Raw genomic sequence first — 23,834 nt, 5'->3', positions numbered from 1 at the left:
CCTCGGATAGCAGCGCTTTTTGTATAGCTGAAGACTTTCGCCCCGCTTTCGCAGCCGGGCGGTCTTGCCGTGCGGCTTCGATGCCGCGCCAACACGTCTCGACACCCAATCCATGAGGACGACATGAAAAAGCTCGGCAGCCTGCTGCTGATGGTATCGGCCTATCTCCTGGCCTTCTATGGCATCGCTTCTGCAAATGTCGCGGTACCCGCCCAACCCTACAAGAGCCACCAGACTTCCTGCAACCTGATCACGCCATTCAAGATCGGCGAATGGGATCTGAGCGGCGATGGCGCCAATGAGTGGGTCTATTACGAAAAGACAGCGCTCGGAAACTGGGCGAACCACATCGTCGTCTTTGACTTCCAGGCCGGCTGCACCTTTTACCCGCTGGACGACAGTCTTTCCGGCGATCCCAACGCCTTCTACACGGTGTCGGCGCTGCAGATGGATGGCACTGCCGGTAACGAGCTGGTCGTGCGGCCGCGGCCGGGTGGCAGCGTCGGCGGAACGCCGACCTGGAGCCACCGCACCAGGGTGATCAAACAGAGCACCAGGGTCTATTATCTCGTCGACTATGGCGCGGTCGGATACCAGGCCTACAACGCCACCGACTACAACGCCCAGGCCGGCACGGACATCAGCGCGCTAGGCAGCTTCGTCGATTTCGCCGGCAACGAATCCTATTATTTCCACGTCTTTTCGCTACTGCCGTCGCCGGCGTTCCGCCAATACGACTATCGGGCGACCGTCAGCCTGCCCAACTCCCCCTTCGCGGTGCGCCCGTATAATGGGGTGATGAGCGGCCAGCTCGACGCCCAGCCCGGCGATGAAGCCGCCGTGCTGCTGCCGCCGACCAACAGCACGTCGGGCGTGATCTACATTTTCTCGGATCGCGACAGGTCGAAATGGGTCGGCAGCTTCAGCGGCAATTACGGATCGTTCGTTGCCATGGTGAAGTCGGCAACCATCGCGGCCGGCAAGGTCACGGTCGTCGTCAGCTACATCAATAATCTGACGCCGAGCGCGTCTTATGATGCGACGTTCCAATATGCGGTGCGGGTCAACACCTCCAAGGTCAACTGACAGCTCATTGCAAAACGGGATTGCGCCGGGGTAACCGTGTGCGGCATACAGGAACCACGATGGCGCATTGCGTCGATAAGGGCTGCTGCGGCGGCCCTTTTGCTTTTCCGGTAGCAGGGATTGTTCGTCGCGAGATCCACGGCATGCAACTGTGTTCAAGCGAAGCAAACAAGTGCTCTTTCTTCTGCCGTCCCCGCGTTCCGCACCCTCACGGCATGGATCCTCGGGTCTCCGCGACGGAGCTGCGCTCCTGCTCCGCCCGAGGATGACGACGGCACGGGGGCTCGCGGCTAATCTCCAAGGTCGGCACTTGGCTGCAAAGCTTTCCGACAGTCCAACACCACTCAACCCTGCGACATTCCCCGTCCTTCGTCATCCTAGGGTCTCCGCGTCGCTACGCTCCTGCTTCGCCCTAGGATGACGAAGCGGAGAGGCCGCTCGCGGCAACCGGCTCACCACCTAAGCCCGCGACGACCACCTAAGCCCGCGACGACGCCCCCGCCATTCGTCATCCTAGGGCGAAGCAGGAGCGAAGCTCCGTCGCGGCGACCCTAGGATCCATGCCGTGACCTGTCGGCAGCGCACAGACGGTTCAGCACGCCTGCACTTTCTTCCACCCGGCTCGCATTCCTCACCTTCACGGCCTCGGGTCAAGCCTCCGGGATGACGAAGCGGGGAGACCGCGCTCGCCAACCATCATCACCAAGCCTGTGACGACATCCCATCCCTTTGTCATCCCAGAGGCTTGACCCTAGGATCCATGCCGTGACGTCGATGAAGCCGCGACGGGGCAAGCAGGCCAACTACGGACCGGGCGCGCCAAACAAGACTCCGCGATACCAGATCCGAACGGCACCAGCCTTTTCATGCTGACGGCGAACGCTGCCGCCCATCCCGACGACAGGCCCGACGACAGGAATGCCCATGTCCGCACCCCTGGGAAACCAGTTCTGGAAGGCGCGCAGCTCGCATGGGCGCGATCCGATCTTTGCCACGCCGGATGCGCTGTGGGGCGCATGCGGCGAGTATTTCGAGTGGGTGGACGCCAACCCTCTCTATGAGGCGCGGCCCTTTGCCTATCAGGGCGAGGTCAAGGTCGAGAACATCGCCAGGATGCGGGCGATGACGATTTCGGGCCTGTGCATCTTCCTCGGCATCGCCCGCAGGAGCTGGGACAATTATTGCGAGCGTGACGGCTTCGGCGACGTCACCGCGCGGGTCGAGGCGATCATCCGGACGCAGAAATTCGAAGGTGCTGCGGCCGACCTGTTGAACACCAGCATCATCGCCCGCGAGCTCGGCCTGGCCGACAAGTCCGAAGTGACCGGCAAGGGCGGTGCTGCGCTCACCTCGACGGTGGACGAGCTGTCCAAGAACGACATTGCCCGCCGCGTCGCCTTTCTGCTCGCGCAGGGACTGAACAGTGCAGCTGAGTGAGGTGCTGGCGGCCCTCGACGCCCTGCCGTCGCAGGCCAGGCAGGAAGTGATCGACGAGGCGGTGAAGGCGTCAGTCGGCCGCTACATGATCCCGAACCCCGGCCCGCAGACCGAAGCTTGGCTGTCCGAGGCCGACGAGACCTTTTATGGCGGTGCGGCGGGCGGCGGCAAGACGACGCTGATCTGCGGCCTTGCGCTCGAGGCGTATCAGCCGGCGCTGATCCTGCGCCGGCAGGCGACCCAGCTCAAGGGTATCGAGGACGAGCTCGCCCGGATGCTCGGCGGCCGCGACGGCTACAACAGCCAGTCGCATGTCTGGCGCCTGGCCAATGGCGGCAAGATCGAGCTCGGCGGCGTGCCGCATGAGGCCGACAAGGAAAAATACCAGGGCCGGGCGCACAGGTTGAAGGCCTTCGACGAGATCACCCAGTTCACCGAGAGCCAGTACCGCTACATCATCGGCTGGCTGCGCGATGCCAGGGGCGGGCGCTGCCGGGTCGTCGTCACAGGCAACCCGCCGACCTCGGCCGAGGGCATGTGGGTGGTCAGGTACTGGGCGCCATGGCTCGACAAGGGCCACCCCAACCCGGCAGCTTCTGGCGAACTCCGATGGTTCACCACCGTCGGCGGCGAGGACCGCGAGGTCGATGCCGACTATGTCGGGCCGAAGGGCGAACGTCCGCGGTCGCGAACCTTCATCCGCTCGATGCTGGAAGACAATCCGGAGCTGATGGCGACGGGTTATGCCGCACAGCTCGAAAGCCTGCCCGACGACATCCGCGAGCGGCTGCGCTACGGCTCGTTCGAGGCAGGCGGCAAGGACGATCCCTGGCAGGTGATCCCGACCAGCTGGATCCGGCAGGCGCAGGCGCGCTGGCTCGCCACCCCGCCTGAACTTCCCATGACGGCGGTCGCCGCCGACATCGCGCAGGGTGGATCGGACAAGACGCAGATCCAGAGCCGGCGCGACTGGTGGTATTCGCCCTTCGCCAGCTACAAGGGCAGCGAAACGCCCGACGGGCCGACGGTCGCCGGCCTGATCGTCAAACAGATGCGGGACCGCTGCCGCGTCGTCGTCGATGCCGGCGGCGGTTATGGCGGCGACACGCTGACCCAGCTTGCCCATGCCGATGTCGACTGTTTCGGCTTCAAGGGCGGCAGCGGCTCGACCTCTTCGACACGCGACGGCCTGTATGGCTTTGCCAATCTCAGGGCCCAGGCCGTCTGGCAGTTTCGCGAGCAGCTCGACCCGGCCTATGGCGCGCGCATCGCCTTGCCGCCGGATGCCGAGCTGGAAGCCGATCTCGCCGCCTATCGCTATGAAATCCGCGCCGGCGGCGGCGGCGAGGAAATCCTCGTCCTGCCCAAGGATGCGATGCGCGAACAGCTCGGCCGCTCGCCCGACAAGGGCGACACCACGATCATGCTGTCGGCGTCCGCCATCGGCGGGCTGAAGCGCCCGAAGGCAGCGCAGGAGCGGCGCGAACAATCGAGGATGCGGCTGCAATCCGTGACGTCAAACAGCGCCCTGAAGGCCAAACTGCGAGGAAAACGCCGATGAGTGGACTTTTCGGAAAGAAACAGCAGATGCCTGAGCCGGAGCCGCCGGCGACGATGCCCGACCCGGAAGACCCGTTGGCCAAGCGCCAGCGCAGCCGGACGCGCTCGCTGGCCCCGGCGGCCAAAAGCAGCGCCGCCACCGACCGCCTGGCCCAGGTGCCGGGCACGATCGGGCGTGAGTTCTCGCGCGGAACGCTTGGGGCGAGCTGATGAGCGACCAGGCAGGCCGCGACCTGATGGATATCGATGCGCGCCTCTTCTCCGCCAAGGGCGCGCTCGACAGCCTGTATCAGGAAATCGCCGAATTCCTCTTCCCCGAGCGCGCCGACTTCACGACGGAAATCGTGCTCGGCCAGGAGTTCGCCGCGCATCTGACCGATGCCACGCCGGTGCTGATGCGGCGCGAGCTTGGCGACCAGATCGGCTCGATGGTGCGGCCCGATGGTCGGCAATGGTTCAAGGCGGTGGCCTCCAACAAGCGCATCGGCCGTGACCGCGATGCCGCGTCGTTCCTCGAATTCATGACCGACGTCAACAGCGCCATCCTGAATTCGCGCGACAGCGGCTTTCGCCGCGCCGCCCAGCAGGTCGAGCATGACTTCGCCGCCTTCGGCATGGGGTGGCTGCAGGTCAGCTACAACAGGAACCGCGACAACCTCATCTATCGCTGCCACCATCCCAAGCACATGGCAGGGCAGGAGGGCCCCGACGGCCAGGTCAACCATGTCCACCGCAAATGCGACATGACCGCCGCAGCGATGGCCCATCTGTTCGGCGAGGCCAGGCTGCCGCAACAGGTGAAGAACGCGCTGCGCAACAAGGATACGAAGACGACATTCAAGGTCCGCCACATCTTCATTCCGCTGGAGCTCTACGAGCCGCGCCGCAAATTCCCCAAGGGGGCGAAATGGGCGGATGTCTATGTCAGCGAAGACGGCACCATCCTGCAGGAACTGCCGGGCTTCACCTTCGACTATGTCGTGCCGCGCTGGTGGCTTCTGTCGGGAAAGTTTTATGCGGTGTCGACGGCGGCGTCGATCGGCCTGACCGAAAGCCGCATGCTGCAGCGCATGAAGATGACGATCATCGAGGCGGGCGAAAAGCAGGTCGACCCGCCGCTGGTCGCCACCCAGGACGCATTGCTGTCGCCCGTCGATCTCGGCGCCAACGGCATCACCTTCATCGACAGCCAGTATGACGAACGCCTGGGGGCAGCACTGCGCGTGCTCGACCTGGGCAAGAATGTCGGCCTCGGCATCGACCTGATCAACGACCAGCGCAACCAGCTCGGCGACGCCTTCTTCCTGAGCAAGCTGCAGCCGATCGCCCAGGCCGACAAGACGATGACCGCCTATGAGGCAGCGCAGCGCGTCCAGGAATGGATCCGCAACGCCATGCCGCTGTTCGGCCCGATCGAACATGAATGGACCGGCGCCGTGCTCGACCTGACCACCGAAAAGGTGATGCGGGCCGGCGGCTATGGCCCCGTCGATCGCAACGGCGTGCCGGTCGACATGCCCGACATCCTGCTCGGCCAGAACATCCAGTACGAGTTCAACAATGCGCTGAAGGAAGCGCGCGACCGGCAGGTGCTCAACGCCTTCCAGGAAAGTGCCGCCATCCTGCAGGCAGGCGTTTCGCTCGATCCGTCGCTGGCCGGCGAGGTCGATGCCCGCACCATGTTCCGCGACGCCTTTGCAGCGATCCCGAACAGCCGCGCCGACTGGCTGCTCGATGCCGAGCAGGCGGCGGCCAATCGCCAGCAGAGCGAGCAGGCCATGGCCGAGCAGCAGCAGATGCAGCAGGTCGGCAATGGCGCCGCTGTCGCCACCCAGGTCGGTGACGCCGCGCAGTCGATCCGGGCAGCACTCGGGCAATGAGCCAGAAGCCCTATCGCCCCTGGCACCCGGTCACGGTGCGCAGCGACAATGAGATGCCGCGCAGCGATCTGGAAATCCGCAAGGCCGATTGCGCAGCCCTCCAGGCGCTCGCCGCCGGCATTGCCAATGAAGAACAGCAGAAGCGCGCGCTGGGCGCCGTGCTCCACATTTGCGGCATCCATCAACCCGCCTGGATGCCGTCCGAGCATGGCGGCGAGCGCGACAGCTGCTTTGCCGCCGGAAAGCAGCATGTCGGCTTCCAGATCAGGAAGCTGATTTCTCATTCCCTTTCCATTTTGACAGGTGAGAGCCATGACCGACCAGCCCATGACCGACGCACAGGCAAGCCAGCCGACGAACGCAACGCCGACCGCGCCAGACGATAGCCCGGCGCCATCGTCGACCCCGCCATCGCCGACTTCGCATGCGCCGGCGCCAAATTCTCCGGCATCAAATTCGCCGGCATTGGGCGCCGATGCGGCACTGCAGTCGTTCCGCGAACAGCTGGCCGGCGGCGACGCTGCGATGATGAAGCAGCTCGAGCGCTACAGATCGACCGACGAGATTTCGAAGGCGTTCCGCGAGGGCTACAGGAATGCCAAGAATGGCGGCCGGCAGGTCGAGCTGACCGAGACGTCGACGCCGGAAGAGGTCAGCGCCTATCGCGCCGCCAACGGCATCCCGGAAGATGCCGCCCAGTATCCGGGCGCGTTCCGCGACGGCTTCGAGGTCACCGACGCCGACAAGGCGATCCTCTCCGACTTCAAGGCGGCGATGCATGAACGCCACGTGCCGCCGAAGGTCGCAGCGGCCGCACTCGACTGGTACCAGGACTTTGCCGCCACCCAGGCGCAGGAGCTGAACGCCCAGCTGGCCAAGGTCGCCGGCGAAACGCAGACGTCGCTGCGGGCCGAGTGGGGCGGCGACTATGACGGCCAGATCGGCGCCGCCCAGGAGCTGATGAAGGCGCATCTCGGCGACGACGGTTTCGGCCAGATGATGGGCCTGCGCCTGATGGACGGCTCGCGCCTGCAGGACAATCTGGGCTTCGTCAAGATGATGGCGACCATCGGCGCCGACTACTATGGCAGCAATGCGATCCTCACCGGCGACATCGAGGCGACGGGCAAGACGCTGGAAGCGCAGCAGCAGGAACTGTTGGCGCTGCGCGTCTCCGACCCGGAAAAATACAAGAGCGACACCGTCCAGGGCAAGCTGACCCGGATCTATGCCCAGCTCGACAAGATAAACGCTCGCAAGTGATCCGGGCGTAACAACCTATCGCGGCACCCCGGCAACGGCCCCGCAGACCTCTCCAAAATACAAGCTGATGTGACGCCCCGCGACGGGGTGAGTAGCGGCCCCGTGCCTGGCACGGCATCCCGCGAAAGCCCTGCCTGCTGCACCCCGATCACGGCTGGAAGAACCCCTCCAATCATCAATAAAGGACATTCGAGATGCCTTACGCCATCACGAAAACCCAGTACCGGGATGAGTGGGTCGTCGCCTTTCAGCGCGGCGAAACCTACCTCAAGGACTGCGTCACCAAGGAACTCATGATCAGCGGCCTGACGGCCTCGTTCGCGCTCCAGGGCGCAGCGGGTCGCATGACCAGGCGCGGCACGAACGGGCTCATTCCGTCGCGCAACCGCACCGACAGCCAGCCTGTGATCACGCTGGAAGAAAAGCACACCAAGGAAACCCGGCCCGGCTTCGACGTGTTCACGGCGCCTGCCAACCTGCGTGAAGCGATGCAGAACGCCAGTGCGCTGACCGCCTCGCGCGAAATCGACATGACCATCATCGAGGCGCTGTCGACCGCCACCAACGCCTATGCCGGCGGTGCGGCCCAGACCCTGACCTATGGCAAGACCGTCGACGCCCTGTCCGACCTGTTCGAGCTCGACGTCATGGCCGGCAACGAGATCACCTGCCTGTGGACGCCGAAGGCCTGGGCACGCCTGCTCACCTTCCAGGAGTTCAAGTCGGCCGACTATATCGACGCCAAGCCACTCGTCGGCCTGACGCTCGACCGGCCGAAGGTCTGGCTCGGCGCCAAGCACATCATGCATACCGGCCTGCCGGGCATGGGCACGGCGACCGCGTCCAACTTCATCTTCGCCAAGCCGGCCGTGGGTCACGCCATCGCCGGCGACGTGAAGGTCGATGCCGGCTTCAACGGCGAGGACGACTACTCCTACGACCGTGCCACGATCTACGACGGCAGCACCATCCTGCAGCAGGCCGGCGTGATCAAAGTCGTCACCGACGACACCGCTGCGTTCTCCTGAGGAGGCTTTGAAATGGCTTACGAAACGAACGGCTTCAAGCTCCTGACCGATGGTCTTTCCGGCGCCAGCTCCATGAAGACGTGGCTGCTGGATTCGGTCGACGCCATCGCGACGGTGAACACCTCCAACTATGTCAGCGACGGCCACGCCAGGGGCGCCCGCCAGGGTGACATCGTCATCGTGCGCACGCGCACGACCACGCTGGCCGGCCCGGTGACGGCGATCCACCATTGCTGGGTGATCGACGAGAAGACCGGCAGCGACGGTCGCGGCATCGACCTGACCGACGGCCTCGCCATCACGGCGACGGATACCGATTAACTCGAAGCGACTGGGGGAGGCTTTCGAGCCTCCCTTTTCCTCTTTCATTTCCCTTTGATCCCAGGTGAAAACAATGACTGAAGTCACCAAGCTTGCCGGGCATCGCTTCGCCCAGGCCGACTACGCAATCGGTCGTTATGCGGCGACCGTGCCATCCGACACCACGCTCGCCGACGTCACCCATCCCGAGTTTTTCGCCAACCACCTCGGTGTCTTCAGGCGCGGCATGACCATCGACATCGTTTCGGATGATTTCGGCCTCGATTGCACTTTGCGCGTGCTCGCCGTCACCAAGACCACGTCGGTTGTCCGCGTCATCAGGCTGTTCGACGAGGAAAGCGCGCCCAAGGCCACATCCGTCGATGTCAGCCCGCCGCAGGTCAGCTTCGGCGGCCCGCACCACAAATGGCGTTTCCTGCATGGCGGCAACGTCATCCAGACCGGGTTCGACACCAGGGACGCCGCCGAAAAGGCGGCCGACCGCTATGTCCAGCAGATGAAGGGCTGACACCGCCATGGCGACAAAGCTTGAGATCTGGAAGCAGGCGCTGGTTCACCTGGAGAAGGCGACGATCACAGCCCTGACCGACGACGTCGAAGCCACCTATGTCTTCGCCAACGCCTGGGACGGTGCGGTCGAGGAAGCCTTCAATTCAGGCGACTGGAACTTTGCCAAGGCCTCCGCCGCCTTGTCGGCCAATGGCGCCGTGACGCCGGCCCTGGGCTGGGCCCATGCCTTCGACTATCCCCTGAACTGGCTGCGCACGCTTGTTGTCTCGGACCGGCCCGATTTCGCGGCCTTCCATGACTATGTCGACGAGGGCGGCCGGCTGCATGCCCAGACGCCCGCGCTTTATCTGCGCTTCATCAGCGATGCGAACGCCGCAGACGACAAGGTCGTGACCTGGCCGACGATGTTCTGGCGCTATGTCGCGCTGAAGCTCGCCTTCGACACCTGCGGCAAGCTGACGTCGGGCGATACGCTGGAAGAAAAGCTGCGCCAGCGCATGGAGCGTGCCCTGGTGCAGGCCAAGAACATCGATGCCCGCAACGAAAACAACAAGCTGATCCAGCCGGGCACCTGGCTTCGCGCCCGCCGCGGTAGCGGTACAGGCGGCCGTCATGACGGTGCTGCGACACTTGTCGGCGGCCAGATCAGCTTCGGCGAGGGCGAGGTCTGATGCCGCGCGTTTCAGCTCCGGTCTATTCGGTCAATGGCGGCGAGATCGGCGAGGAAGCGCTGTCGCGCCTCGACCTCGAGCGCATGCAGTTCGCGTCCGCACTCAGCTCGAACATCTTGCCGCGCGTCGTCGGCTCGATGACGCTGCGGCCCGGCCTGGAGCACATCGCCGACATCAATCTCGGCGATGTACGGCTGCTCGAATATTCCTTCGCCGGTTCGAACGCCTCGATGCTGGTGCCGATCCTGTCGAACAACGAGATGCGGGTTTTGAAGGACAATGCCTTCGTCTCGCGCGTCGCCGTCTCGACCGCGATCGTCAATGGCGACTTCAATTCCTTCACCGGCTGGACCAATGCCAGCGCCGTCGGCGCCTCGGCAACTGTCGCGGGCGGCAATCTGGTGCTGACCGGCACCACCCAGGGCAGGGCGGCGGCGCGCCAGACGATCACCGTATCAGGCGGCGACCTGGGCAAGGAACACGGCCTGCGTGTCGAGGTCGTTCGCGGGCCGGTCTGGGTGCATATCGGCTCGTCATCAGGGGCAAGCGACATCCTGCCGCTGTCGATCCTCGACGATGGCGACCATTCGATCGCCTTCACGCCCAACAGCGCCAACATCCATCTCGAGATCTACACCGACAAGGCGCGCCAGGCGCTGGTCGCCCGCTGCCAGATCGACGCGCCGGGAACGCTTGTCATTTCGACGCCATGGACGACGGCCGATCTTGCCGCACCCAGGCACAAGCAGAACATCGACGTGCTTTATCTGGCGTCGCGCCAGTTCCAGCAGCGCGAAATCCAGCGCCGCGGCGACACCAGCTGGGGTATCCAGCGCTACAAGGTCGATGACGGCCCCTTTGTGTCAGCCGACGGCACGGTGGCGCTGACCCCTTCCGTCTACACCGGCAACGGCACGCTGACGGCCAGCCGGCCGCTTTTCGAAGCGAGCATGGTCGGCCGCCTGTTCCGGCTGTTCCAATCCGGCCAGACCGTGCAGGAGAGTTTCACCGCCGCCCCGGCGAATGGTGCGTCGATCCGTGTTTCCGGCGTCAATGCGGCGCGCGATTTCAGCTTGCAGGTCTCCGGTACCTGGGCCGGTTCGGTCCGGCTCGAGGTCGCGACCGATGACGGCAGCGGCAATCCCGGCGCCTGGAGCACACACAGCACCTACACGGCAAACACCGGCCCGACCAACTACCGCGACCCCGACAACAACGTCGTCAAGTTCTTCCGCTTCGTCGCCGTCACCTTCACCAGCGGCACCATCGACACCTCGCTGGTCTACACCGGCGGCAGCCAGGTCGGCATTGCCCGCATGACCGGCTACGTCAGCGCAACGGTGGTCGCGATGGAGGTGCTGAGCCGCTTCTATTCGCTGAGCCCGACCTTCGAATGGGATTTTTCGACCTGGTCGGACTTCGACGGCTGGCCATGGGGCATCGAGGCGTTCGGCGGCCGGCTCTACTGGGGCAAGGGCGACTTCGTGCACGGCTCGGTGCCCGATGCCTTCCACAGCTTCAACGACAATGTCGAGGGCGACAGCGCGCCGATCTACCGGTCGATCGGCGCCAGCACCGACAGGGGCATCCTCTGGCTGCTCGGCCTGCAGCGCCTCATCGCCGGCACCGACAATTCCGAGATCTCGATCAAATCGTCGAGTTTCGACGAGCCGCTGACGGCGTCGAGCTGGTTTCCCGTCGATGGCTCGACGCAAGGCAGCTACGACCTGCGCGCGGTCAAATGCGACAAGGACGGCATCTTCGTGCAGAGCACCGGTCTCAGGGTCTTTGCGCTGATCGCCGAGCAGGGCACGCTGGACTACAGCGCCATGGACCTGATGGCGATGCATGAGGAGGTCTGCGGCGGCTCGCCCATCGTCAGCATGGCCGTGCAGCGCCAGCCCGACACCGTCGTTTGGTTCATCCTCGAAAACGGCGAGGCCCGCGCCTTGACCTATCGCCCCTCGGAGAAGGTGGTCGCCTGGTCGCGCGTCGTCACCGACGGTGCGTTCAGGCAGGTCATCGCCTGCCGCGGCAAGGGCCAGGACAATGTCTATTTCGCCGTCCTCCGTAACGGCACGCAACGCCTGGAAAGGCTGGCCGACCTGAAGGATTGCCGCGGCGGCAAGGTGAACTGCCTGGCCGACGGCTTCAGGCGCTTCGTCACGACAGTGGGGCAGACGACATTTGCCGTGCCGCATCTCAACGGCAAGGGCGTCACCGTCTGGCTCGATGGTGCGGCCCTGCATGACCAGGACAACCTCTATCCTGTCAGCGCAGGGCAGGTGGTGCTGCCGCCGCAGCCGGCCGGCAGGGCGGTGGTGATCGGCCTGCCCTATGTCGGACGCTGGCAGTCGACCAAGCTCGCATATGGGGCTGCCAACGGCACGGCACTGTTCAAGAAAAAACGTGTGTCGCAGCTCGGCATGTATCTGGTCGATACGATGCTGGACGGCCTGCGTGTCGGTAACGATTTCGACAGCCTGCACCGGCTGACCGTGACCAAGGGCGACAAGCCGATCGTGGCAAACACGCTGTTCACAAGCTTCGACGCCGACATGATGTCGGTTTCCAGCGACTGGGACACCGACAGCCGCCTCTGCCTCGAACATCGCTCTCCTTATCCGTTCACCGCCGGCTCGCTGGTGCTGGATGTCAAGACCAATGGCTGACATCCGGCCGGCCGACGACATCGACTTCGCCCGCTTCTATGGCGGCGTCCAGGTAACAAGCCGGTGGGTCGGCCGCGCGCTGTGGCGGCGTCGCCTGCTCGCCGGTTTCGGCTGTGTCATCGAAACCGGTGAGGGCGAGTGGATGGCCTTTCTCGAGGTCCCGGTGGAAGCGCGCCGGCCATTCATCTTCCGCCACATCCTCCAGGTGCTGGCCGAAGTGAAGGCAAGCGGCGCCCGCGTGATCAAGGCGACATGCGACACCTCGATCCCGCGCGCCGAAGCGCTGATGCTGAAACTGGGCTTCAGGCCGACAGACGAAATCTTGGACGGAAAGGTGGTGTGGCAATGGGTTTCCTGACACCGGTCCTGGGAGCAATCGGCACGATCGCCAGCATCGGCGGCACGATCATGTCGGTGGCCGGGGCGATGCAAGAGGGTCGCGAGCAGAAGGCCCGCTTCCAGTATGAGCAGAAGGTCGCGGCACAGCAGGCCGACGAGGCGACGGCGGCAAGCCAGCGCGACGCCATGGCCCGCTATCGCGAAGGCAGGTACCTGCTATCGCAGCAGCAGGCGGCCATTGCCGGCTCGGGCGGCACCATGACCGATCCCTCTGTCATCGACATCATGGACGACACGTCGGAGCGGGTGCGGCTCGCCGCCGAAACCGACATCTACAAGGGCGACCAGCAGGCGCGTGGCTACAACGACGCCGCCAAGGTCGCCGGCTACAACGCCGAGAGCGCCATGCGCGCAGCTCGCATCCGGGCGGCCGGTTCGCTGTTCTCCGGCATGTCGTCTTTGTTCAGCCGGTTCGGCGAAAGCAACAAGAAGACGCAGGACCGGAGCTCGGTCTCTCTCCCCTACAACGCCCCCAGGTGAACAGCGCATGGTGACCATTCCCACAGCACGCGACGTCGCTTACGCCGATCCGCGTTCGGGCCGCATCGCCAATGCCGGGCCGACGCCGATGGTGGGGGCTGCCCTTGCCGACGCCGGCCAGGCCGTCGTGCAGGCGAGCTACAGCCTGCTCGAGCTTGCCGAGCGCGAGAAGGTCGACGTCGCCAACGACCGTTCCAACGCTGTCTCGACCAGCCTGACGCGGTTTCTCGCCGATGAGGAACAGCGTTTCCTGAAGGCGCGCGAAGAAAGCTCGGAAAGCGGCATCGGCTTCACCCGCCAGTTCATGGAAGGCCACCAGCAGCGCGCCAACGACTTCGCCAAGGCGAATTTCGAAGGCCTGACCCAGGACGCCCAGACCACCTATCTCAACAACATCCTGGCACGCGGCAACGTGCTCTATGAGAAGGCCGACGACTACGAGCGGCAGGCGAAGGGCGCCTATTACGACCGCACCACCAACACCAACCTCGACAGCTACCGCACCCAGATAAAGAACAATGCGGCGAACTTCGAGGATCTGAAGCGTCAGGGTCTGGAAGCGATCAACTCGGCAAATATGCCGGAGCCATGGAAGGCGGCGCGCCGGCAGCAGTGGGAAGCGGACGCCACCGAAAGCAAATGGCGCTGGAAGTTCCAGCAAGATCCGGCTGCAGCCTTGTCTCAGATGCGCGCTCCAGTTGGTGGCCGTGTCGGGCGAGCCTATCAGCGCCTTATCGCGAAAGGCTGGGCCGCGCACCAGGCGGCCGGCATCGTCGGCAACCTGCAGGCGGAGTCAGGTAGCGGCCTCAACACACAGGCCCGCAACGCTGGTGACGGCAGCGACGGCTCGGACAGCATTGGCATTGCTCAGTGGAACGGAAAGCGCGCGCAGGCGCTCAAGGCGTTCGCTGCATCGCAAGGCACCGACTGGCACGACTTCAATACCCAGATCGATTTCATCGATCACGAGTTGCGCACGAGCGAGCGCGCGGCAGGCGAAAATCTCGCGAGGTCAAGAAGCGCAGAAGAAGCCGCCGCAGCCTTCACCGGTTACGAGCGACCAGCAGGATGGTCGGCCAGCAATGCCCGCGGCGCACACAATTGGACGGGGCGCCGTGACAACGCGCTTCGTATCGCAGGCGAGAACCCGCAGGCGGAGGACGCCGACCTCGACAAGATCCCCTATGAGCGTCGTGACCAGTTGGCGTCTTGGGGCGAGACGGAACACAGCCAGCAGGTCACGCAGCAGCGCGCGACGTCGAAGGACAACTACAATGAGCTGATTGCCAGCGAGCCGGACACGGTTCGGGAAAGCGTGATCCTGGCCGACACGACGCTCGAAAGCAGCGACAAGGCCGACCTCGTGAAGACCCTTCGCATCGCACAGCAGGAAAGCGGCGGCGTCAATGCGATGATCGGCGCCCTGGCCAGCGGCAAGGTCGACGTCGACAGCTTCGACGGTGACCAGACCAGGATTGCCGACAAGACCTATGACAAGCTCTTTGCCGCAGCCGAAGATGCCGTCAAGCAAAAGGCAATCACATCGGAGTTTGTCGCGCGCACCGGCTACATCCCCAAACGCGTACAGGCCGAAATTCGCAAGGGTGTGGCGTCGACCGATCCGGCGACTTTCGCGGCGGCCATGTCGAAGGCCGACGCTCTCGAGCCTCTTGCACCCGTCTCCTTCGGCGCCTTCGAAGGTGGCGCACAGGCGCGCGAAAAGCTCGGCGTCTTCCGCCACCTGGTCGTTGATCTCGGCCTCGGCGGTGAAGAGGCAGCGACCCGCATTCTCGCCGCGTCCGATCCGTTGATGGTGGCCAATCGCGAAGTGCTGAAGACCAAGGCGGCCAGGTTCATCAAGTATCTGAGCGTCTCTGATGTGACGAGCTCCTTTGACCAAGGTTGGCTGTTCTCGGCGCCCGGCGCCGGCATCGTCCCGCAGCAGCCCAACGGTCTGCTGACCGAATATCGCGAGATTGCCGAAGAAAAATTCTACGAATATGGCGGCGATGCCGCTGCGGCGAAGGCCGCGGCGCTCACCGACCTCAAGCGCCGTTGGAACGTCAGCAACGTTTCGGGCTCTCCGAATCTGATGCGGATGCCGCCCGAGTTGCACTATCCGGCGATCGGAGACAGTTTCGACTATCTGCGCGAAGATGCCATGAAGACCGCCAGTGACTACGCCGCCAAGCTTGGCCGGAAGGTCGAGAACGTCGCGATCCTGGCGTCCGACAAGACCCGCGCCGACATCGAGGGAAAACGCCCCCCGCGCTATCGCCTGTTCTATCAATACACCTCCGGCGGCCAGACCAAATTCAGCGAGGTCTTCGGCCCGCCATGGGGTGTCGATGCCGCAACGTTCAAGCAATACAGCGACAAGCTCGGCAAGCTCTCCATGGCCGAGCGCGCGCGCCAGGACGCGGCGAGTGACGCTGTACGCGCCGGCGATGCTGCCGCCACGCGTGCGCTCGAGGAAACGGTCGGTCCCGACTGGATGAAGGCGCGCGCTGCCGAAGCTGCCCGCGAGCTTGGTCGATCCCAGTCCGAAACAATCCGAAAGCGACCGCTTGAGACTCCGGCAAAGCCAACCTTCGATCCCGAGAAACTGCCAGTCACCTTCGGCCATGCGATGAACGACGCCATGTGGAGCGACGATGCCGCAGATTGAGTATCCCGATGAGCGTCCTGTGCTGGGCACCTTTCGCGCGCTCGACTACACTGAGATGGACGAGCCGGAGCTCGATCCCGACACGGCGACGGTGATCGGGGCAGCATGGCGAGACGGCAACACGTTCGGCTCGGCCGCCAACAACAAGCTGGCCGGCATTGATCGGACGACGCCCGAAGCGAGCTATACCGGCGAAGCTGCCTGGAACGACATTCGCGGCACGGCTTACGAACCGCATTGGCAACGCTTCACCACGCTGCGCAACTGGCGCGCGCACGCAGCCATGAAAAGCCAGATCGACATGGAGCGGGAAGACGACCGCATTCTCGAAGCTGGCGGCTGGACCGCGACATTTGCACAATTCGGCGCTCAGGCGTTCGACTGGCCATCGCTCCTCCCGGGCGGGGCGCTGGTGCGTGGGGCGACTGTTGGCGGCACCATTGCCCGCACGGCACTGTCGACCGGCTTTGCCGGTGCGCTCGGTGCCACCGTGTCCGAAACGGCGTTGCAGGCCACACAGCAGACGCGGCCTCTCGAAGAAAGCATCCTTGCCATTGGCAGCGGTGCGGTGCTCGGCACGCTCCTTGGTGGGGGTATCGGCGCACTTTTTTCGGCGGCTCAACGCAAGGCAGCACTGGCCACTGTCGACCGTGTTTTGTTCGAGGCCCACGACAGCGGGGCTGTGCCGGCTGAAGTCAGGGCGGGCCTTGCCGAAGAACAGGTCGCGGGCTCGGACGGCAACATCAAAGATGCCGATAGTGCTGTGGGCGAAAAGCCGCTGGCCACTGTCGACCGTGTTTTGTTCGAGGCCCACGACAGCGGGGCTGTGCCGGCTGAAGTCAGGGCGGGCATTGCCGAAGAACAGGTCGCGGGCACTGCCGCGGATGGCAACATCAAAGACGTCGACAACGCTGTGGGCGGCAAGCCGCTGGCCACGGTCGGCCGTGTATTGGCGGAGGCCGACGACAGCGGCGTGACACCGGCTGACGTGAGGGCGGGCCTTGCCGAAGGACAGGTCGCGGGCACTGCTGCGGATGGTTACGTCAAAGACGTCGACAGCGCTGTGGGCGGCAGGCCGCCGGCCACGGTCGGCCGTGTATTGGCGGAGGCCAATGACAGCGGGGCTGTGCCGGCTGAAGTCAGGGCGGGCCTTGCCGAAGAACAGGTCGCAGGAGCTGCTGCGGATGGTTACGTCAAAGACGTCGACAGCGCTGTAGGCGGCAAGCCGCTGGCCACGGTCTCCCGTGTTTTGGCAGAGGCCGACGACAGCGGCGTTGCGCCGGCTGACGTCAGGGCGGGCTTTGCCGAAGAACAGGTCGCGGGCACTGCTGCGGACGGCACCATCAAAGACTTCGACAACGCCGCGGGCGCCGGGACGGCTGGCACGGCCACCGATCATCTCGGGCCGCTGCGGCGCGCCCTGGACAGTCCGTCTGCCGTTCATCGTTCGCTCATGGCCGACCTGGTCGAAACCGGCTCCCATGTTGAAAACATTGCGCGCGGCGACGGCGAAATAGCCTTGGAAAGTGAAGTGAAATTCTGGGGTCGCGCCGGGGTCGCCAAGGCTCTGACCAGAATGCGCGCCATCTACAACGAAGCGCGCAAGGTCCGCGGCTTCAACATGAGCTGGGATGAGTTCAAAATCGCCGTCGGCAAGGCCATACGTCGGGCAGATAACAGCGACAACGAAGCGGTACACAAAGCCGCAGTTACCTGGCGCAAAGCAGTGTTTTCTCCGCTGAAGCAGCTGGCAATCAAGGCGGGGCTGCTGCCGGCTGGCGTAAGCGACCAGGGCGCTATTTTGTTTCTGGCCCGCTTCGGGAACGCCCCGCGGCTGAAAGCCGGCGAAGCCCGCTTCAAGACCATTGTGAGGCAGTGGGTTGACCAAAAGCTTGCCGAGCTTGAGCTCAAGGCTGACAAGATGGGCAAGCCCGCCCGCATCAAGGGCGTGAAACCCGACGCGCCCGACCAGTTGGCGCCGGAGGCCAAGCCGAATAGCCATCGGTTTCGGTCGCCCGAGGAGCGGGCGGACTATGTGAACGGCGTCGTCGACGACATCTTTTCCCAGGCCGCCAGTCGGGCAAACCAGGACATGCCGTTCTATGACATCGTTATGTCGACGCACGCACTGCTGAAGGGACGCCCCTTCGACATCGATTTGGATCTCATCGAGGAGTTTCTTGAACACGACATCGAATTGATCGGCCGGCGCTTTGCACGCGTCATTGCGGCCGACATCGCATTGGCGCGGCTGGACAGGCGCCTTGGCGGCCCGGGCAAGCCGACACTTCAAAGCCAGCTCAGCCGGCTGGCAGAGGATTACCGGCAGCTGCGTGAGCAGGTCCAGGCATCCGACCTGGACGAAGCAGCCAAGGCTGAGGCACTCCGGGACATGATCAGTCGGGAAAGCAGCGACATCGAGGACGCCACTGCCATGCGCGATTTTCTGCGCGGGCAGTCCGGGCTCGACAGCCGGCACACCGACTTCGCCCGCGTGTTGCGGACGGCGGGGCTGTTCGAGGTCATGGGCCGGCTCGCCGGCATGCTGGTTTCGTCGCTGGGAGATGCGGTGCGGCCGGCAATGGTGTACGGGCTCGGCCGGTACATGAATGAAGGTATCGCGCCGCTGATCACCAATCTCGGCGCGATCAAGTTCGCGGCCGCCGATGCCAGGCTCCTTTGCGCGGTGGTGAAACACCTGTTGCGCTCGCGTATCGCCACCATGGCGGGGCTGACCGATCCCCATGCGATGAATTCGCCCTTCGAGCAGCTGGTCGACAACATGGGCTCCACCTTCTCTGGAATGAGGCTGCTGCCGTTCCTGACCGATTTGAACACGCACGCTTCTTCGGTGCTGGTTCAGAACCGCATCCTGAAGAATGCGCTTGCGGCGAGCGATGGCGCTTCCCTGCCTGCTCGGGAGGTCGTCGTTGGCGATTTCTCGCAGCAGCCGACTGTGTCGCTCCATGAGCTCTATGCGGTCGCCGGCAAATGGCAGGCCGACCTTGCAGTTCCGGGAGACGAAGTCGCCGAGGCAACCGGCTCAACCTTCGTAAACCCTGGATTCAAGGACAAGGAAACAGCGGCAGACAAGATTGCGCGCAAGGGATATGACGACGCGTCTCACCTGACGGATGTGGTCCGGACCGGCTTCGTGGTCGAGACACCTGCCCAGGCCGACGATGTCGTTGCGAAGCTGGCGGAGCGATACGACGTTGTGGATGAAGGCTGGAAGGAAAAGCCCAACGGCTACTTCGACCGCAAGGTCATCCTGCGCTTTGACGATGGAACCGTGGGTGAGGTCCAGCTGTGGGAACCGAACCTGCATGACGCGAAGTTCGGACGCGGAGAAGAGCTGTACAATCTCACGCGAAAGCTCGATCCCACGTCCGAGGAATTCCTCAAGCTGGAGAAGGAGGAAAAGGCTCTCTATTCGGCGGCGCGGGTTGCCGCAGGCGAGACCTGGTCGAGCGACACCATCGGCGAGTTGAGTTCGCCGATGCTCTTGAAGCGCTCGCGCCAGGGCGCTTCGGAGAGCACGTCGGCGGTTTCCCATACATCCAGAAAGTCGACCGCCACCCAGGGGGAGGTGGGCCTGAGCATGGCGAATGCTCCTGCTTCGTCGATGACTGCTGGACGATGGTCCCAAGTCACTAATCTTGTGGTAACACAGCCGGGATTCCGGGGCTACGCGGGCCTGGCCGAACCTGACCGTAAATACATGGAATTGGTCGGTATCGACGAGGAAATGGCCACAAGAATTGCGATTCAGTTCTTTTGGTACCGCGAGGTCGAAGACACCGTCCATATCCCGCTGATCGAGCGCTGGACCGATGACGAAGCGCGCCGCGCCTTCACTGCCGCCGTCAACAAGGACGTCGACAACACGGTGGCCGACAGCAGCCTGGCGGATGTGCCGCTGTTCGCGCACACGCCGGAGGGCAGGGCCTTGCAACAATTCACGAGCTTCGCGCTGGCCGCCAATCAGCGTGCATCGATGCACGGCCTGCAGGACGGTCCGGGCTCGTTCGTCTCGGGCACGCTGGGCATGTCTGCGCTTGGCATGCTGGTCTGCTGGCTCGAGGCCATGGAATCGGGCCGCGAGCTTGCAGAGGATTCCGAAACATGGATTGCCGCAGGGCTGGACCGCTCCGGCATCATGTCGGTCGGCATGGAGATCAACAATGCCTGGGAAAAGCTGGGCGGCCCGGACTTCCATGCATTGGCAAACGGGCAGTTGCCCGATCCGACAGCCTACGCAGGTCGGCCCGCCGCGCGTGTCGCCGATCGGGACGCCTACGGCTCTCGGCTCGGCCCGTCATTCCGGCTTGGAACAGATGCGGCGCGGTTGCTCGGCATTCCCGCTCGCGCCTCGTCAACTGATCTCGCCATGTTGCCTGGTGATGTCGACCGCCGCTCCAGGATGGCGCCGTTCCTGACGCTGCCCTATTGGCGCTGGCTCATCGAGGGTGGCTTCGGGTTGCCGGACGATTTCAGAGGTGTCGAGCCTGAGCTCACCCTGGCCGCATAGGGGCGGCGCTTTCCAGGGGACGGCAACTGGCCGCAACTCATGTCGACACATGTCGGGGCTGGACTGTGGAAGGACACTGTCGAGGGAAAAAGAGGGTGCCGCTTTGCCCAATTCCCGCACGCCGGCTCTCTGCCGAACGGTGGATACGTCCGGCGGCCTTACAACAGGAGATGCCGGAGCCGCGCGGAGTTTGCCGGCAGCCAGCGGAACCGGAAGTCTGAGGACGCTGGCCCAACAACATGGCATCGGCTCCGACAGTAGCCAATGGCGGTAGGCGGGCAGCCTTCGCTGGAGATGGAAGCTGCCTATCTCTATTCGATGTCGCGTGCTGCTGCAGGCGAAACCTGGTCGATCATCGGCGGGTTCAGTTCGCCGAAGCGCTTGAAGCGTTCGCGCCAGGCCTCTTCGGAGAGTATGTCGGCGGTTCTCCAGACATCCAAAAAGTCCACCTCTACCCAAGAAGAGTTGGGCTTGAGCATGGCAAATGCTCCTGCATCACCAATGATCGCCGGACGGTTGTCCCAATTCACCAAATTGGTGGGGCGCTTGTAGGGTTTGGTGTCAGGTGGTGCAGCACTTGCGGATTCACCGGCTGCGCCGGCCGGGAGCGCAGGCGATGGCGGCGTCGAAGCAGAGGGCGCCGCAACGGACCGGACGATCGGCTCCTGCGCTCGGGGCGAAACCTGGTCGAGCATCGGCGGGTTCAGCTCGCCGAAGTTTTTGAAACGTTCGCGCCAGTCCGCTTGAGGGAGCACGCCGGCGGTCCACAACACATTGGTGAAGTCTACCTCTACCCAAGGGGAGTTGGGCTTGAGCATGGCGAATGCTCCGGCTTCACCGATGACCGCTGGACGACTGTCCCAATTCATGAATTGGGTGGTGCGTACATAGGGTTTCGTTTCAGGCAGTGCAGCACTTGCGGATTCCCCGGCTGCGCCGGCCGGGAGCGCAGGCGATGGCGGCGCCGAAGCGGCGGGCGGCGGAGCTTGCGAGGCGACCGGTTCCTGCGCTCGGGGTGAAGGCGAAACCTGGTCGAGCAAGTGCGTCGGCGGGTTCAGTTCGCCGAAGCTCTTGAAGCGTTCGCGCCATGCCGCTTCAGTGAGCATGTCGGAAGTCCACAACACATCTCTGAAGTCCACCTCTACCCACGGGGAACTGGGCTCGAGCATGGCGAATGCTCCGCCTCCGCTGATGATCGCTGGACGGTTGTCCCAATTCACCAAAAGGATGGGGCGCTCATCGAGCGTCGTGTCCGGAGGTGGTGCGGCACATCCGGATTCCCCCGATGTGCCGGTGGGAAGCGCAGGCGATGGCGCCGAGGCGGGCGCTGCAGCTGACCGGACGATCGGTTCCCGCTGTCGGGGTGGACGCGAAATCTGGTCAAGCAAGTGCGTCGGCGGGTTGAGTTCGCCGAAGCTCCTGAAGTGTCCGCGCCAGCCTGGTCCGCGGAGCTTTCGAGCGGTCCACAACACATCCCTGAAGTTGACCTCCACCCAAGGCGAATTGGGCTTGAGCATGGCCAACGCTCCGGCTTCACCGATGACCGCTGGACGATTGTGCCAATCCACCAACAGGATGAGGCGCTGCGCTGGTGGTGATGAAGGCGAGCCTGTCGTTTTCTGAAAATCGCCGAGTCCGTCATCGGTCATCAGCCTGATGAGCAGGAGACGCAGGCTGCCCAAGCGATCCAGCTTTTCCTGCGTTGGATCAGCCATCCAGTCGGCAAAGAATTGCCTGACTGTTGCGGTCAGTTCGTTATTTTCCGCGCACAGCTCATAGTAAATGCCGATGATGTTGCCGAGCTCATGCCGATCGGCGATGTCGGTGATTTCGAGCACCGCCTGCGCGACGGCACTGTCGAAATTCGTACCGATCTTGCGCGAGAAATGTGCGGCGGCGATCTGGGCGAACATGCCCGCCAGCAAGCGCTCGGCACCGTCGTCGGCCGAGCCGGGCGTCATGACGTGCCTGGTCAGCAGCGACGCCGAGCGCGCCGCAAGCTGGGTATCGGACCCGGCGGCTATCCGCTCGCCACCGATCGTGGAGATGGCCGAGCGCAGCAAAGCGCGGTTTTGGCTTCTGGCGCGGGCCTCCGCGAGGAGTGCGCGCTCACTGAGGGCTTTTCTGCTGCGAAACAGATCGAACAGTTCCATGAGTAGTCGGTTTGAACCTTGGTCAAGGCGGCGCAACACCAGGGTATGAAAACGGTAGAAGATCGCGAGCAGAAGCAGGTTCGCGATCAGGCCCAACGCTATGTGCTTGCCGGGAGCCTCGGTCGGCCTGAATACCAAGGGCATCAGGACCGCAAACACGATCGCCCCGAGACAGATCGTTGAGGCAGTCCTGTTCTTGAGTTCGAGAGCGGTCGCCAACAGAAATGCCATGAAGGTCATCCGTGCAGGGTCAATCAACAGTTCGATAAACAGGCCCATCGTCCGAGTTTCGCTTTCTTTCGCGTATAACGTGTATTCAACCTGAAATTGCAGACTCTTTCAAGGCCGGCTCTCGGCGACAAAATCGCGCTCACCCCATGCCGCGCGGACGGAATAGAGCAGCACGATGGCGCCGATGCCTTATGTCCATCGCCCACAAGCGAACAAGCAATGGTGCCCCGACACGTCGGGGTGCCCAGGGGCGCTCGCGCCACCGGATTTGTGCCGATTCTGCGTGGGGCGATCAAGCTTGGCGCAGACCATCCGAAGTGCGGTATCTGTATATCAGCGCCGGCGCGGTGCCGTCATTTGGTCAGAACAGTTCGCCGGTTCTGTAACCATTGATGAAACGGTCCACCAGGCCCACTGAAATCATGATGGCGGTAAACGCTCCGGCGAATATCCAGAGTATGGCCATCGGATTCTGGCGCAGAAAACGGACGTTCTCCTCTCTGTTCTCTGCATGAAAGAACGACCGGTACAGGATGAAAAGCGTAATCGCGCCGGCGCCGATGGCGGCGTGGATCCATGAGAACCAGATCAGGAATTTGTCGAGCATCGGCGTAAAATCCTGTGTTGCGGCGGAGGATCGGGAAACCGCGGTCGTGGCGCCGTTCAATCGTCCGATCCCATCCTGGATCGGACAGGGCGTTTTGGACGGCGCGGGGCGTGCTCCTCGAGTTCTTGGTTCTGACCACGTCCATCCGGCAGGCCATGGCAGTCTGGCTGAACAGCACAGCCTCTCGAGGTCCGGCCCCAGTCCGTTTCGCAGCCCATTTGCCCTGCCTGGCGATAATCGCTGCTGAATAGATGTCGATCGATGGCGGCCAGCGCATGGTTCGCGTCAGGCGCAAAGAACATCGGCATTTCCCCCTGAAAAACACCCTGAACAGCTC

At 63.8% G+C, this 23,834-nt stretch carries 18 protein-coding genes; 16 read left to right on the top strand and 2 right to left on the bottom strand.

Annotated elements, in window-relative coordinates:
• Positions 1-123: 123 nt before the first annotated feature.
• The 16 genes from DY201_RS19670 (at position 124) to DY201_RS19595 (ending at position 20,506) form a co-directional block, all read left to right on the top strand.
• Positions 124-1,086: a hypothetical protein gene (locus tag DY201_RS19670; protein ID WP_115732655.1), complete on the top strand. Its 963-nt coding sequence runs from the start codon at positions 124-126 to the stop codon at positions 1,084-1,086.
• A gap of 924 nt (positions 1,087-2,010) precedes the next feature.
• Positions 2,011-2,523, top strand: coding sequence for a DNA-packaging protein (locus DY201_RS19665; protein WP_115732654.1), 513 nt, complete (start codon positions 2,011-2,013; stop codon positions 2,521-2,523).
• Positions 2,510-4,084, top strand: a complete 1,575-nt coding sequence (locus DY201_RS19660) for a terminase large subunit domain-containing protein (RefSeq protein WP_115732653.1) — start codon at positions 2,510-2,512, stop codon at positions 4,082-4,084. The genes DY201_RS19665 and DY201_RS19660 overlap by 14 nt, the downstream gene beginning before the upstream one ends.
• Positions 4,081-4,293: a hypothetical protein gene (locus DY201_RS19655; protein WP_115732652.1), complete on the top strand. Its 213-nt coding sequence runs from the start codon at positions 4,081-4,083 to the stop codon at positions 4,291-4,293. Before DY201_RS19660 ends, DY201_RS19655 begins: the two co-directional genes overlap by 4 nt.
• Positions 4,293-5,963 carry a portal protein gene (locus DY201_RS19650; protein WP_115732651.1) on the top strand — a complete coding sequence of 557 codons (1,671 nt, stop codon included), beginning with the start codon at positions 4,293-4,295 and terminating at the stop codon, positions 5,961-5,963. Before DY201_RS19655 ends, DY201_RS19650 begins: the two co-directional genes overlap by 1 nt.
• A complete protein-coding gene (locus tag DY201_RS19645; RefSeq protein WP_245432048.1) occupies positions 5,960-6,349 on the top strand; it encodes a hypothetical protein in 390 nt (129 codons plus the stop codon). The genes DY201_RS19650 and DY201_RS19645 overlap by 4 nt, the downstream gene beginning before the upstream one ends.
• Entirely contained in the window at positions 6,276-7,226 is a 951-nt protein-coding gene (locus DY201_RS19640; protein WP_245432047.1) for a hypothetical protein, read from the top strand. Before DY201_RS19645 ends, DY201_RS19640 begins: the two co-directional genes overlap by 74 nt.
• Before the next feature lie 194 nt (positions 7,227-7,420).
• Positions 7,421-8,254 (top strand): phage capsid protein, encoded by an 834-nt coding sequence (locus tag DY201_RS19635; protein WP_115732649.1) that lies wholly within the window; start codon positions 7,421-7,423, stop codon positions 8,252-8,254.
• Between the two features lie 12 nt (positions 8,255-8,266).
• Positions 8,267-8,575, top strand: a complete 309-nt coding sequence (locus DY201_RS19630; RefSeq protein ID WP_115732648.1) for a hypothetical protein — start codon at positions 8,267-8,269, stop codon at positions 8,573-8,575.
• A 73-nt stretch (positions 8,576-8,648) separates the two neighbouring features.
• A complete protein-coding gene (locus DY201_RS19625) occupies positions 8,649-9,083 on the top strand; it encodes a hypothetical protein (protein ID WP_115732647.1) in 435 nt (144 codons plus the stop codon).
• A gap of 7 nt (positions 9,084-9,090) precedes the next feature.
• Positions 9,091-9,756, top strand: coding sequence for a phage connector family protein (locus DY201_RS19620; protein ID WP_115732646.1), 666 nt, complete (start codon positions 9,091-9,093; stop codon positions 9,754-9,756).
• Positions 9,756-12,428, top strand: a complete 2,673-nt coding sequence (locus DY201_RS19615; protein WP_115732645.1) for a phage tail protein — start codon at positions 9,756-9,758, stop codon at positions 12,426-12,428. Before DY201_RS19620 ends, DY201_RS19615 begins: the two co-directional genes overlap by 1 nt.
• A complete protein-coding gene (locus DY201_RS19610; protein WP_115732644.1) occupies positions 12,421-12,786 on the top strand; it encodes a hypothetical protein in 366 nt (121 codons plus the stop codon). The genes DY201_RS19615 and DY201_RS19610 overlap by 8 nt, the downstream gene beginning before the upstream one ends.
• Positions 12,774-13,307, top strand: coding sequence for a hypothetical protein (locus DY201_RS19605; RefSeq protein ID WP_245432046.1), 534 nt, complete (start codon positions 12,774-12,776; stop codon positions 13,305-13,307). Before DY201_RS19610 ends, DY201_RS19605 begins: the two co-directional genes overlap by 13 nt.
• Positions 13,308-13,314: 7 nt before the next feature.
• Positions 13,315-15,975: a phage tail tip lysozyme gene (locus DY201_RS19600; protein WP_115732643.1), complete on the top strand. Its 2,661-nt coding sequence runs from the start codon at positions 13,315-13,317 to the stop codon at positions 15,973-15,975.
• Positions 15,962-20,506 (top strand): nucleotidyltransferase family protein, encoded by a 4,545-nt coding sequence (locus DY201_RS19595; RefSeq protein ID WP_115732642.1) that lies wholly within the window; start codon positions 15,962-15,964, stop codon positions 20,504-20,506. Before DY201_RS19600 ends, DY201_RS19595 begins: the two co-directional genes overlap by 14 nt.
• Before the next feature lie 311 nt (positions 20,507-20,817).
• Here the strand turns inward: DY201_RS19595 and DY201_RS19590 are convergent, their stop codons facing one another.
• Both DY201_RS19590 and DY201_RS19585 read right to left on the bottom strand, forming a co-directional pair.
• On the bottom strand, positions 20,818-22,938 hold the full coding sequence (locus tag DY201_RS19590; RefSeq protein ID WP_115732641.1) for a hypothetical protein: 2,121 nt from the start codon (positions 22,936-22,938) through the stop codon (positions 20,818-20,820).
• Positions 22,939-23,251: 313 nt separating this feature from the next.
• The gene (locus DY201_RS19585; protein ID WP_131922163.1) at positions 23,252-23,557 is read right to left on the bottom strand and encodes a hypothetical protein; all 306 of its coding nucleotides are present in this window, start codon (positions 23,555-23,557) and stop codon (positions 23,252-23,254) included.
• Positions 23,558-23,834 lie beyond the last annotated feature (277 nt).

Origin of the sequence: Aminobacter aminovorans (genome assembly GCF_900445235.1) — a bacterium.
GTDB lineage: Bacteria > Pseudomonadota > Alphaproteobacteria > Rhizobiales > Rhizobiaceae > Aminobacter > Aminobacter aminovorans.
This window is presented reverse-complemented; position numbering and strand designations above follow the sequence as displayed.

What these genes read in the sequence shown, in the direction of transcription:
- DY201_RS19655 (WP_115732652.1), top strand. Translation starts at nt 4,081, where the DNA reads ATGAGTGGACTTTTCGGAAAGAAACAGCAGATGCCTGAGCCGGAGCCG.
- DY201_RS19645 (WP_245432048.1), top strand. Translation starts at nt 5,960, where the DNA reads ATGAGCCAGAAGCCCTATCGCCCCTGGCACCCGGTCACGGTGCGCAGC.
- DY201_RS19640 (WP_245432047.1), top strand. Translation starts at nt 6,276, where the DNA reads ATGACCGACCAGCCCATGACCGACGCACAGGCAAGCCAGCCGACGAAC.
- DY201_RS19610 (WP_115732644.1), top strand. Translation starts at nt 12,421, where the DNA reads ATGGCTGACATCCGGCCGGCCGACGACATCGACTTCGCCCGCTTCTAT.
- DY201_RS19650 (WP_115732651.1), top strand. Translation starts at nt 4,293, where the DNA reads ATGAGCGACCAGGCAGGCCGCGACCTGATGGATATCGATGCGCGCCTC.
- DY201_RS19670 (WP_115732655.1), top strand. Translation starts at nt 124, where the DNA reads ATGAAAAAGCTCGGCAGCCTGCTGCTGATGGTATCGGCCTATCTCCTG.
- DY201_RS19665 (WP_115732654.1), top strand. Translation starts at nt 2,011, where the DNA reads ATGTCCGCACCCCTGGGAAACCAGTTCTGGAAGGCGCGCAGCTCGCAT.
- DY201_RS19600 (WP_115732643.1), top strand. Translation starts at nt 13,315, where the DNA reads ATGGTGACCATTCCCACAGCACGCGACGTCGCTTACGCCGATCCGCGT.
- DY201_RS19620 (WP_115732646.1), top strand. Translation starts at nt 9,091, where the DNA reads ATGGCGACAAAGCTTGAGATCTGGAAGCAGGCGCTGGTTCACCTGGAG.
- DY201_RS19595 (WP_115732642.1), top strand. Translation starts at nt 15,962, where the DNA reads ATGCCGCAGATTGAGTATCCCGATGAGCGTCCTGTGCTGGGCACCTTT.
- DY201_RS19625 (WP_115732647.1), top strand. Translation starts at nt 8,649, where the DNA reads ATGACTGAAGTCACCAAGCTTGCCGGGCATCGCTTCGCCCAGGCCGAC.
- DY201_RS19605 (WP_245432046.1), top strand. Translation starts at nt 12,774, where the DNA reads ATGGGTTTCCTGACACCGGTCCTGGGAGCAATCGGCACGATCGCCAGC.
- DY201_RS19630 (WP_115732648.1), top strand. Translation starts at nt 8,267, where the DNA reads ATGGCTTACGAAACGAACGGCTTCAAGCTCCTGACCGATGGTCTTTCC.
- DY201_RS19590 (WP_115732641.1), bottom strand. Translation starts at nt 22,938, where the DNA reads ATGGGCCTGTTTATCGAACTGTTGATTGACCCTGCACGGATGACCTTC.
- DY201_RS19615 (WP_115732645.1), top strand. Translation starts at nt 9,756, where the DNA reads ATGCCGCGCGTTTCAGCTCCGGTCTATTCGGTCAATGGCGGCGAGATC.
- DY201_RS19635 (WP_115732649.1), top strand. Translation starts at nt 7,421, where the DNA reads ATGCCTTACGCCATCACGAAAACCCAGTACCGGGATGAGTGGGTCGTC.